This window comes from Rhodococcus sp. T2V, from assembly GCF_029269925.1.
Taxonomy (GTDB): Bacteria; Actinomycetota; Actinomycetes; order Mycobacteriales; family Mycobacteriaceae; genus Rhodococcus_F; species Rhodococcus_F koreensis.
On record NZ_JARJBD010000071.1, the window covers coordinates 41,757 to 52,709 of the forward strand.

The following is a 10,953-nucleotide window of genomic DNA, read 5'->3' on the forward strand; positions in this document are numbered from 1 at the left end:
CTGGCCGCGTTACCCTCGGAGAATTCAGATTACGCCGGCGAGCACAGGGCCGGTCAGCGCGCGGCCGGACGAAACGGCCCGGATCCGCGACGCCGCGGCCGGTGCGGCATCAACATCGCCGCCGCCAACCCCACGGTCGCGACGAGCGTCGCCGCGGCGCCGACTCCGACGAGGGGAGTCGCGAGCCAGGCACCGAGCAGGACCACCAGGCCCGCGGTCACCGCTCCCGCCACCACCGCAAGCGCGAAACCCGCGGGATGCACGTACAGGAACTCGCCGGGCTCGTCCTCCCACCGGTGACGATCCTCGCGCGGCGACGCGGGGGAGTGTTCGAACATGGTGTCCTCGTTCCTTCGCCGGCTCCGATGTCGTGCGCCGGCCCTCGTACAACGGTGCGATAACGGCGAGCACAATGACAGGGCCGAAGGTCACACGTCCGTCCTCAGGCGTCGGCGGCGCCGAACCACGTGGGCAGCACCTCGAGCAGATCCCGCTGATCGTCACCGACCCACGCCACGTGACCGTCCGGAAGCAGCAACGCCGCGGGCACGTCCAGTTCCTCGCCGACGTCGACGACGTGGTCGATCCGATTCGCCCAGCCCGCCGCCGGCCCGTCTGATCGAGCAGCAGTCCGCGGCCGCCGTGCATCAGCCCGTACAGGCGACCGCGTTTCAGTGCGACGTCCCGCAGCCGCCGGCCGAGCAGTGCGTGGCCGGCACCGAAGTCGTAGCGGACGCCGACCGCGGTGATCTTCTCGATCAGATACCGGTTCACCTCCTCGAAGTCCATCAGTTCCGCCAGCAGCCTGCGCACCGATCTGGGCGGCCAGTTTCCATCCGAGGTTGAACGCGTCCTGGAGGCCGAGGTTGAGGCCCTGCCCACCGGTCGGCGGGTGGATGTGCGCCGCGTCGCCGGCCAGCAGCACACGTCCGGTCCGGTAGCGGTCCGCCAGCCGGGTGGCGTCGCCGAAGCGGGACAGCCAGCGCGCCGAGCGTGCGCCGAAGTCGGTGCCTGCGCGAGCCCGCACCTGCCGCTCGAGCTCGTCCAGGGGCGGCGGCACCATCCGGTCCTCGGCGACCTCGTCGTCGGGCGCGACGCGGCGGTACACCCCGTCCCCGAGGGACCTGGCGCCGAACCGCTTCTGCGTCTTGCGGACCTCGGCCACCACGGCTGCCAGTTCCTCCGGCGGCGCCGTCAGCTCCACCTCCGCCAGCAGTGTCTCGACCCTCGACGGCTCGCCGGGGAAGCCGCCGCCGAGCAGCGTGCGGACCGTGCTGCGGCCGCCGTCGCAGCCGACGAGATACCGGGCGCGCAACCGGGTGTCTCCGGACGCGGCCAGTTCGACGCTCGCCCCGTCCTCGTCCTGACTCAGCCCGACCAGTTCGCAGCCGCGCCGGATCTCGACACCGAGTTCGGTGGCGTGCTCGGCCAGCAGGGTCCAGGAGGCCGCGCTGATCCATCAGTTCGATACTGCGCACGTGCAGGCCGAGCGAGCGGACCACTGTCATCGGCTCCGGTTCCCTGTCCAGCACGAGCACGTCCACGCCGTGCAGCCGCAACTCGGCGGCCAGCATCAAGCCGGTCGGTCCGCCGCCGGCAACGATCACGTCGATCATGAAATCCCCATTCGGCACGGTTGCATTCCGGCCAGCTGCTGCGCTTTCCGCAGATTCTGGCTTCGACGGGAGATTCTGCGGCACGACCAGGGTCTTGCCGCAAGGCCCCCGGTGCGCTATACGTTGAAAGGGGCACGGAGCGGACGACTCCCTGCCCTTTCCTATGCCGTTCCGTCATTCTCACGGTTCATTGATCGCCGGCACCGTAGGACACTGGGTAACAGGACCACCTCGGTCCCGCACTCACACCGAACGGAGGCCACCGGACATGAACGAGACGACATGGTTGGTGGAGATCGTCATCGACGAACATGACTCGGAGGAAGGCGGCTCCAGAACCCGCGCACAGGCCCGGCTCCGCACCCGCGACACCCGCACGTTCGTCGGGTCCGGACTCGCCCGCCGAAACCCGGACGACACCGAAATCCCCGAGATCGGAGAGGAACTGGCCACCGCACGCGCGTTGTCCGACCTCGCCCACCAACTGATCGAGGCCACCGCGGCCGACGTGGAAACGGCTACGCACAGCCGCGTCCATCTCACCGGATAATCGCCCGTGCCGACGCGCACCCGTCAGCGGGGGATACGACGCCGGCCGACCGAGAAGACCGATTCGACCGGCCGTCTCGGAGTCTGCCGCGGCGCCGACTTCTTCTCGGTGGTGCCCACCCTGATCAGCGCCTGCGGGAACCCGCGGTCGGGAAGCAGTTCGCGGATGATCTCCCGGCCCTGGCGGAGTTCGGTCATGTGGGTCAGCGGGCACGTCGACAATCCGCCGACGGTGGCCTCCAGCAGCACAGCGGACAGGGCCTCACCGGCGCGGAGCCACTCACCGCGACCGTCGCTGGCGGTGCTCAACACCAGCACAGTCGAGCGGTCCGTCTCCGTGGTCGCGCCGGCGTCCCGGCCGGCGGGGAAGCGGCGCCCGATGTCGACGCGGTCCCGGTTGTCCGCGGTGGCCAGCGCCTCGGCGGGGATTCCGCCCTGCGCGGTGGAATGACCGGCCCACCAGTGCAGCTCGGCCTGATAGGCGGAGTCGTATTTTCTCGCGGCCGCGGTCGTTTCGGTTGCCCTCGCGAGTGCCGGACGCGCCTCCTGCCTCAGCACGGTCAGGTGGACGTCCTGGCGACGCACCACCTCGTCCAACGCGGCGGGCAGTGGCGTCTTCAGGCTGACGGGACCGAAGGGCCTGCGGTCGGAGTGCCGGTGCCGGATCGCCGCGAGCAGGTCGAAGTCGTGCGACTGCGGCCGGGCGTCGTGACGGAACCGAATCGTCGCCAGGTGACCGGAGCGGGGCCCGTCCGGGACACGCTGGACGTCCGCCGCCCATCTGAGTGCGGTCAGCGCCGTCTGAAGATGATTCAGCGCCGCACCACAACTGACGACCAACTGCCGCCCCGTCGGGTCGGTCGACGCCAGGACGCGGCCGTGTTCGGTGTAGAGGTCGAGTTGGCCGTCGGCGTACGTCCACTGCCACGGCTGGCTGTTGTGTACCGATGGCGCCCGGCAGGCAAGGTCCACGGCAATGCGAACAACGTTCTCGTCGGGAATGGTGCTGTTCACGATCGCCTCCTCGGTGAATCGCGTTCCGCCCCCACCCGGCGCGGAACGCCGGTGCCTGTATCCCAGTGTTCGCCGTCCATCGGTGCGAGATAAGGGCCGATGGTCACCGCCCGCGCGACGATTCACGTGCGGGTCGGGCACCCTATTACGTCAAAGTGACGAAACATAAGGTCATCGCCGGGGCGGGGGACACTGAACGTTCATTCGGAAACGACACACCGAACCGGCGGGTACGAGTTCGAGGGGTGAGGATGCCGGCGCGCGCAGGAACTCTCTGGCGTGCCTGCCACGTCATACCCACTCGTGCTTTGTCGTCGAACGTCCGCACCGCCCCCTCGCCGACGCGAGCAGCCGACCCGAAACACGTGCGGCTGACCTCCGGTCCGGCGGCGGCGCTGCGGCACCCACGTGGCTGCGATTGCCGTGCCCGTAGCGTCCGGGTCGGCACGACTGGTGACTACCGCCAGTGTCAGCCTTGGGCCGGGCCGGAAACCATCGCACACTCGGGGGATATCGGGACCACGGTCTGCCGTCGCATACTCACCTACACGACCGGACGGAAGCAGCCCACTCTCAGCTCGGGTCCACGCATTCGCCGGAGGGCACATGCCTCACCACGGCCTGAACCGTGGGCGCCCCCTCTCGTCTCCGAGACCTCGGGATGGCGGGGAACACCCGATCGCGTCGCCACACAACGCGGGCGGAGACGATCCCGAACCGGCAACGCACCCGCGACCGACCATGTCGCCCGCAATCCGCAGGAGGTACCGCTCATGGCCGACATCCACCGCGGTCGCTTCACGGCCGACGTTTCCGTAGGCCCATATGCCGTCGCCGATCATCGTGCAGTTCTGGCGTTCGTTCGAAGACCCGACCCGCTTCGCGAGAGACCGCAACGACCCCAATCGCGAGTCCTGGTGCCAATTCAACAAACGCATCGGCAACTTCGGCGATGTCGGAATCTGGCACGAGGCGTACCGGGTCACCACCGCAAACCTCGAGACGATCGAACCAACATGCCGCCGTATGGGCTGGCCGCTGCCACCGCCGTCGCTCCGATCACACGCGGACACGACTTGGCCGCCGTCCGGATCGGACGCACTACCACCGAGCCAAGCCACCATCCTGACACCGCGCTACCGGACACCGTTCGAGGGATTGTCGACCCCGTTCGGTAAGAACTACGGCGGACCGTATGCGTCAGCACGCTGGAAGATGCCATCGCGGGCAGACTGAGGCTCCCCCTTGGAGTGGACACCCAGGACAACGGTTCCAGGAGAGCCAGGAGGGATGTCGAGGTGGGACGCCAGTCTCTGTACACGGAGGAATTCCGGAAGGATGCGGTCGCGCCGTGCCGCGCGGCCGACCGCGAACGCACGTACGCGGCGGTGGCGGCGGACTTGGGCATCACTGGCGAGACGCTGCGGACGTGGGTCCGCAATGACACCGCCCGTAACGGGCGGTCGCAGGACCGCAGTACCGGCGCCGACGGGACCGATGCGGACGAGCTCGTGCAGCTGCGCGCGGAGAATGCTCGGCTGCGCGGTGCGGAGAAGGAATGGCAGCTCGAACGCGAGATCTTGCGCCGGGCAGCCGCGTATTTCGCCAAGGAGGTGAAGTGAAGACTCGCCGCTGGGACTTCATCTCCGCTCATCGTGCCGAGTTTCGGCGTGCAGCGGCTGTGCCGGGTACTCGGGACCTCCCGCTCCGGCTACTACAAGCACCTGGCCACCGAGCCGGCCGGGTCGAGTGCCAGGCCGAGGAGGCCACGACGGTCGCAGAGATCTGCGCCATCCACGCCGAGCACCGCAGCGCCTACTATGCCCCGCGCATGCAACGGCTTCTCGGGCAGGGCGAGCGCCAGGCCGAGCGGCGGCGCCGCAGCCGCACTGGGCGCGGGACTGATTCCGCTCGCCGACGGCAGCGACATGGGCGGTTCGCTGCGCAACCCGGCGTCGTTCTGCAACGTCGTCGGACTGCGCCCCACGCCCGGCCGCGTGCCGTGCTGGCCCAACAGCGCGCCCTGGGACGCACTGGTGACGCAGGGGCCGATGGCCCGCAACGTCGACGACCTGGAACTGCTGCTGTCGGTGATCTCCGGACCCGACGCGCGGATCCGCAGCTCGCTCAGTGCCGATGCGCTCGCGCCCCGGCTCGGTGTCGCATGCCGAACTCCGGTCCCGCGGACGCAGGATCAACCGCAAGCGGGTGACCCGGCTGATGCGGATCCATCACGTCGTCGGCCGCCACCTGCGCGACAGCAAGCGCACGACCTTCGCGGACCATCGTGCACAGAAGTCGTCGAAGGGGATGGGGGAGGAGTGACTCGCTTCGCGGGTGACCATCAGCCGAGGGTGCCGCGTCGAAGGGCCCATGGGGAGGCGGCACCGGTTGATGTGTGGTTCGCGGCCAAGCGCAGCCCCGCCAACGTGGTCTTGCGCAGACCCAATCCTTCGGACCCGATTTCGGGTATGGGTGTAGGTAGTTCGGCCGATGTGCGGGTGTCGACGTCGGTCCAAAGTAGCTGGTACGCCGCCGTCGACGTGGCAATCGAGAATATCTGCACGTGAGGGAAGAGTTGTCATGGCACGACATACCGAGAGCATGGGTGCAAGTCTGCTGAATACGTTGCGGTTCGGTGTGGTTGGCACTGTTCTGTACGCCGGTCTGATCATGGGCGTGGTTGTGGTATCGGTGTGGAAGTTCCCGATGCCCGGCGTGTAGGCCCGCGGCGCCAGTCAGTCCTGCGCCGACGCCTGGCGTTGCAGTGTGAAACACGTGGTGGTAGTTCGGCGATAGAGCTGACAGGGGAGTGGTTGTGCCCGTCTCGTTTGGTGTGGCGGCACGAGCGGACGCGAAGGTCCGCCGCCTTGCGGAGTCCCGGGCGTCCCATCCGAATCCGGTGGGCTCGGTCGCTGGTGCGGATGTAAAAGTGCGGTGTGATCGATGGCGGCAGTTGACAACCCGAGCGTGGCTGATCTGCGGCGGCGCCTCGCTGGTCGCAGTAGCGGTCGTGGGTGCACTGATCTGTGTCGGGTGACGGTGACGGTATGTGCCGAGAGTGTGCAATTTTGACGGGTCGCACCTGCCGCCGGGCGTCGGCTGCACAAACGAAAGTACGCCCGCGCGGCCAGAGTGTCATCTGAACATGAAATAGCTGCTGCTCCAATAGTATACGCGCGTCAGAGGTCGCCCGAGATGCCATGGCATCCAGGTGGGCCGAAGCGACCCGGTCGGAGTATTGTCCGCTCCGACCGGGCCTCGCCGGGACGTGTAACAGGTACCCTCACGTCAATCCTGACCGCGCTCGTCACGCAGTGTGCGTCCGTGAGGCGACCCGCTCCGTTCGAGGGGCGGGGGTTCCGCGTCGGTGTACCTGGATGATTGGCGTCGCTGATGTCTCCTCGGACGTTTGCTGGGTGTGAGGTTTTTGACCGGATCTACAGGAACGTATATCGTCTGGCGGCAGTGGATGTTTTCAGCGGCGTAGTGCACCAATCTCTGCTAGCCAGTAGGGGTTTGGCGGCCGCGGTATAAGCCTTTTCACCTGCTGCTTCGTGTTCCGGTGCGAGGAAATGGTAGATCAGCCGCGTGCCTCGATGGCCTAAGTGTGATCCACGCCACATAGCTTTCTCGGGTTGCCCGACACACGGCTGGCGGCCGTCGGCGCAGAATCGCCGATTCGACGACGCATCTAACTGTGGGCGTTGGTTCTAACGGGGCGGATTTGGTGCCTGACCGATTTGGTCGGCAGCGATCCCCGAACTCCGCTCGTCCGGACGTAGGGAGATGGTCGGCGTGTGGTGCACAGCGCCCGGTGGTGGGTGCGGATGTTCGAGGTCGGACTGGTTGGTATGGACCTCGTGTCGGTGCGGTGCGGTGTGGTGCGGTTGAATGGGTGGTATGGCGTCGCGGGTGGGTGAGCAGCTGTGGCAGACGTTGTCCGATTCCGGGTTGGCGTTAGTGTGTGTCCTTGGGCCGCAGTGCCGGTGGGCGGATCTGTTCTTGCCGGGGGATGGGTCGGTGGGCAGTTGACCTGGCTGGCATGGGACGCCGACGAGATCGCCGGGTAGTGCAGCGACCACCGATGACGACACGTGGGAGCTGCGACGCCCCGAGAGGGCGGGCGGAGCTCATCGAAAAAGCGCCCCGGTGGTCTGTTTTCGTGTGAGCCGGTATCGGCGCCCACGCGTGTGGACGCGGGTTCCTTCGGAGGTGAGGCGCACCGGTGCTGGTGGTAGCGTCGCGCGGGCTGCAGGGGTGCGATCGAAAGGCGCCGGGCTGCAGTGGCGAACGGCACGGAAGGTGCGATACATGGTTCAACAGCAACGGGCGGCGGTGACCCGGGCGCAGATCGTCCGCGGGGCAGCGGAAATGTTCGACAAGTCCGGGTTCGAGGGCGCCAGTCTCGTCGAAATCCTCGAGGCGGCCGGCATGACGAAGGGGGCGTTGTACTTTCATTTTCGGTCTAAGGAGGATTTGGCCCGGCACATCATCGCCGAGCAGCACCGGATCTCCATCTCCGCGGTGCAGGCGATCGCCGCGCAGGAGGCGTCGGCGATCGAGCAGATCGTGATGCTGTGCCACGAGATGGCCCGGCAGATCGTGCAGGATCCGATCGTGCGGGCCGGGATCCGCATCACCCTCGAGCTCAGTGCCGACGACCGTGGTCCCGCGGGCCCGTATTTGGATTGGATCGCCGCCTGTCAAGCGTTGGCGGTTCGGGCGGTCGCCGAGGGCGATCTTGTCGACACCGTCGACCCGCCGACATTCGCGCGGTTCGTCATCGGCGCGTTCACTGGGGTCCAGACCGTGTCGCAGGTCCTGACCCATCGCGTGGATCTCGAGCAGCGGGTCGATGAGATGTGGGGGTTCCTGCTGCCGGGGATCATGCCGACCGCCCGGCATCCCGGCATGATGCGGATCCGGGCGGCCCGCACCGACGTTCCCCTTATCGGATCGCCCGATCGTAAGGATTAGTGCGCTCGCCGTGCCGACGCGGCCTGTACATCTTCGCCGCAGGCCGAGAAGTGCGCACTCCGCCAGGCGACCGCGATTGGAACAGCGGCCGGATGACCTGCCGGGCCGTGTTCGTGCAGGTTCGCTCGCGTGCCGGGTGCTGGTCCGCAGGAGCGCCGCGGCCGATGTCATCGGAGAGATCCTCGAGGACTACGCGGCAGCGAGCCGGACCCGGTGGTGGGCGCGATGATGGGCGGCTAGTCTTGCGGACACCGAGGGCTTGACCACCGCGGATCCGGACCGCGATGTGCCATCTTCTCGGTGTGGGCCGGATTCCCCTCGTTGCTGGTTGACCGCAAATTGGCGTTGCGGAATTGTTATCGGACCGGTATAAATATTCACATCGTGTGCTGTGTGTCACGATTCTCTGAACAATCGAACTGGAGTTACAAAGATGGACCTCGCTTTCTTGGCCGACTTTTTCTCGAACGTCTCCACCCTTCTCGGCGTTCTCGACTTCTTCTCGGGTTCTGCTGGGTCACTCAGCGGCGGGTAGCACTGGCCAGTTGCTGAACTGGCTCTTGGGTGACGGAAGGGGGCCGTGCTTTACCTGCGGACCCCTTTCGTCGTACCGGATCTTTCGGTCGTGCGTGCGCCGCGACGGTTCCTCACGGGAAGTGCCGTGAATGTCATTTTCGCGGATGGTCCGACAGTTCAAGATCATTTACCGGTCCCGGCGCTGACCTATCTCGATTCGGTAACGCGAAACTTTGAGAGCCGAATTATGTGTGTCGTCGAGTTGGGGAAACAAGGGTCCGCCCCCCAGCGGGAGGTGCATCTCGACGCGTGGCCGCTCGCCACAGGTGTCGCGACGCCGATCGCGGCGGCCTCACGCCCGACGCAGCGGTGCGTGCATTTCGTGGCGCGGCGTAAGGGCCTCACGGTCGACGAGGTCGCCGAACTCGACGGCGTTTCGCAGGCAGTCAGTCGCCACATCCGGGCGCCTAGGAGATGGAAATCGGCACCTGCACAACGGAATACCGTCGTTGCGAAGGTCCGGCGACATATACTCGGCGGAGCCGCGCGGCGATCATTTCGTTCGCCCGGCCGTTGCGCCCGTCGGGGGTGATCACGTCGTCGCCCAGGCGGGTTCGCCGGCATGTACGACACTTCTTGTTCCTCGGGCCAGATTTGCAGGGATTTCACCTGACCGTAGGTCCCGTCCGCGGTGAGCTAGGCGAACGGCACCTGACTCGTCGCGCGCGTGTTCGATCATGTTCTGCGCCAATACCATTTTGGTCGCTCGCTCGGCATCGTGACCGACGCCGACGGCACGGCAACGGCCTTGATCGGTGGTCCACGCTTCGCCGAAGATAGGTGCTCTCGGTCGAGTCCTGATTAAGGTGCGGGTGTCTTGTCGTCGGCGCCGCGGCGCTCGTGGTGTGGGCGCTCTGTGATACGGCCGCCGACGACATGCCTGAGAAGAATGCTCCGTTGACCAGCGGGGAGGATATGTTCACCATTCGGTGAAGTATGTGGTCGCGCAGGCCGCGCGGTTCGCGGCCGTCTCGACGTCGCCGGCGGCGCACAATTCTCATGGCCGCCCGCTCGGGGCGGGATGAGACTGAGGTTGCTCCCTTGGAGTGGACACCCCGGACAATGGTTCCAGTGGAGCCCAGGAGGGATGTCGAGATGGACGCCAGTCTCTGTACACGGAGGAATTCCGGAAAGACACGGTCGTGCTGTACCGCGCGGCCGACGGCAAACGCACGTACGCGTCGGTGGCATCGGATGTAGGGATCAGCGGCGAGACGTTACGGACGTGGGTCCGTCAGGACACCGCCCGCAACACTCGCTCGGCGGACCGCGCCAACGCCGACTCTGAGGCCGTGACGGACGAGCTTGCACAGCTGCGAGCGGAGAACGCCCGGCTGCGCGGGGCGGAGAAGGAATGGCAGCTCGAACGCGAGATTCTGCGCCGGGCAGCCGCCTATTTGCCCAAGGAGGTGAAGTGAAGACCCGCCGCTGGGACTTCATCTCCGCTCATCGCGTCGAGTTCGGCGTGCAGCGGCTATGCCGGGTCTTGGGACCTCCCGCTCCGGCTACTACAAGCACTTGGCCACCGAGGATTCTCGCGCCGAGCATGCTGCGGAGGAGGCCGCGACAGTCGCCGAGATCCGCGCCATCCATGCCCAGCACCGCAGCGCGTACGGCGCCCCGCGCGTGCATGCGGAACTGCGGTCCCGCGGGCGCAGGATCAACCGCAAACGGGTGACCCGGCTGATGCGGATCCACCACGTGGTCGGCCGGCACCTGCGCCGCAGCAAGCGCACGACCATCGCGGACACATCCGCACCGGCCGTCCCTGATCTGATGATGCGGGATTTCACCGCCACGGCGATGAACACGAAGTGGTGTGGGGACATTACTTACATTCCGGTGGGGTCCTCGTGGTTGTATCTGGCCACGGTGATCGACATCTGTTCACGTCGGGTGGTGGGTTGGTCGATCGCCGACCACATGCGCACCGAGCTCGTCACGGATGCGATCGAGATGGCGGTTCGCGCCCGCGGCGGTGATGTGGGTGGGGTGATTTTTCATAGCGATCGCGGATCTCAGTACACTGCAGCAACTTTCGCTGATGTTTGCCGCGGTCATGGGATCCGCCCGAGTCGAGGCCGGGTCGGCTCGAGTTATGATAACGCCCTCGCCGAGTCGTTCTTCCAAGGGCTCGAGAGGGAATGGCTGTACGGACGGAGTTGGACGTCGAAGTCGCAGGCACGGCTGGAGCTGTTCGAGTGGCTCTCGTACTTCA

Annotated in this window: 8 protein-coding genes and 4 pseudogenes; 9 read left to right on the plus strand and 3 right to left on the minus strand. The window is 66.6% G+C overall.

The annotated features are described in order from the left end of the window. Positions 1-53: 53 nt before the first annotated feature. Both P3H15_RS38820 and P3H15_RS38825 read right to left on the minus strand, forming a co-directional pair. Positions 54-338: a hypothetical protein gene (locus P3H15_RS38820; RefSeq protein WP_276142114.1), complete on the minus strand. Its 285-nt coding sequence runs from the start codon at positions 336-338 to the stop codon at positions 54-56. A 104-nt stretch (positions 339-442) separates the two neighbouring features. Continuing rightward, positions 443-1,616: pseudogene (locus P3H15_RS38825) on the minus strand (FAD-dependent monooxygenase). 268 nt (positions 1,617-1,884) lie between these two features. On the opposite strand from P3H15_RS38825, the gene P3H15_RS38830 reads away from it, so the two are divergent. Next, entirely contained in the window at positions 1,885-2,166 is a 282-nt protein-coding gene (locus tag P3H15_RS38830) for a DUF1876 domain-containing protein (protein ID WP_087557380.1), read from the plus strand. A 23-nt stretch (positions 2,167-2,189) separates the two neighbouring features. Here the strand turns inward: P3H15_RS38830 and P3H15_RS38835 are convergent, their stop codons facing one another. Further along, a complete protein-coding gene (locus tag P3H15_RS38835) occupies positions 2,190-3,179 on the minus strand; it encodes a hypothetical protein (RefSeq protein WP_276142115.1) in 990 nt (329 codons plus the stop codon). An 825-nt stretch (positions 3,180-4,004) separates the two neighbouring features. Between P3H15_RS38835 and P3H15_RS55875 the strand changes: the two genes are divergently transcribed. From P3H15_RS55875 to P3H15_RS38870, 8 genes and pseudogenes are all read left to right on the plus strand, one after another. Further along, positions 4,005-4,415 (plus strand): DUF4188 domain-containing protein, encoded by a 411-nt coding sequence (locus P3H15_RS55875; RefSeq protein WP_369426223.1) that lies wholly within the window; start codon positions 4,005-4,007, stop codon positions 4,413-4,415. 62 nt (positions 4,416-4,477) lie between these two features. Beyond that, positions 4,478-5,013: pseudogene (locus tag P3H15_RS38840) on the plus strand (transposase); the annotation flags it as partial. A gap of 34 nt (positions 5,014-5,047) precedes the next feature. Further along, a pseudogene (locus P3H15_RS55560) lies at positions 5,048-5,344 on the plus strand (amidase family protein); the annotation flags it as partial. Next, entirely contained in the window at positions 5,316-5,504 is a 189-nt protein-coding gene (locus P3H15_RS38850) for a hypothetical protein (protein WP_276142123.1), read from the plus strand. The pseudogene P3H15_RS55560 and the gene P3H15_RS38850, both read left to right, overlap by 29 nt. A gap of 258 nt (positions 5,505-5,762) precedes the next feature. Next, complete coding sequence (locus P3H15_RS38855; RefSeq protein ID WP_276142116.1) at positions 5,763-5,903, plus strand: hypothetical protein; 141 nt, start codon at positions 5,763-5,765, stop codon at positions 5,901-5,903. Between the two features lie 88 nt (positions 5,904-5,991). Further along, entirely contained in the window at positions 5,992-6,219 is a 228-nt protein-coding gene (locus P3H15_RS38860) for a hypothetical protein (RefSeq protein WP_276142117.1), read from the plus strand. 1,274 nt (positions 6,220-7,493) lie between these two features. Further along, a complete protein-coding gene (locus P3H15_RS38865) occupies positions 7,494-8,159 on the plus strand; it encodes a ScbR family autoregulator-binding transcription factor (RefSeq protein ID WP_276142118.1) in 666 nt (221 codons plus the stop codon). 1,622 nt (positions 8,160-9,781) lie between these two features. After that, positions 9,782-10,953 (plus strand): annotated as a pseudogene (locus P3H15_RS38870) (IS3 family transposase); the annotation flags it as partial.

What these genes read in the sequence shown, in the direction of transcription:
- P3H15_RS38865 (WP_276142118.1), top strand. Translation starts at nt 7,494, where the DNA reads ATGGTTCAACAGCAACGGGCGGCGGTGACCCGGGCGCAGATCGTCCGC.
- P3H15_RS38820 (WP_276142114.1), bottom strand. Translation starts at nt 338, where the DNA reads ATGTTCGAACACTCCCCCGCGTCGCCGCGCGAGGATCGTCACCGGTGG.
- P3H15_RS38855 (WP_276142116.1), top strand. Translation starts at nt 5,763, where the DNA reads ATGGCACGACATACCGAGAGCATGGGTGCAAGTCTGCTGAATACGTTG.
- P3H15_RS55875 (WP_369426223.1), top strand. Translation starts at nt 4,005, where the DNA reads ATGCCGTCGCCGATCATCGTGCAGTTCTGGCGTTCGTTCGAAGACCCG.
- P3H15_RS38830 (WP_087557380.1), top strand. Translation starts at nt 1,885, where the DNA reads ATGAACGAGACGACATGGTTGGTGGAGATCGTCATCGACGAACATGAC.
- P3H15_RS38850 (WP_276142123.1), top strand. Translation starts at nt 5,316, where the DNA reads ATGCGCTCGCGCCCCGGCTCGGTGTCGCATGCCGAACTCCGGTCCCGC.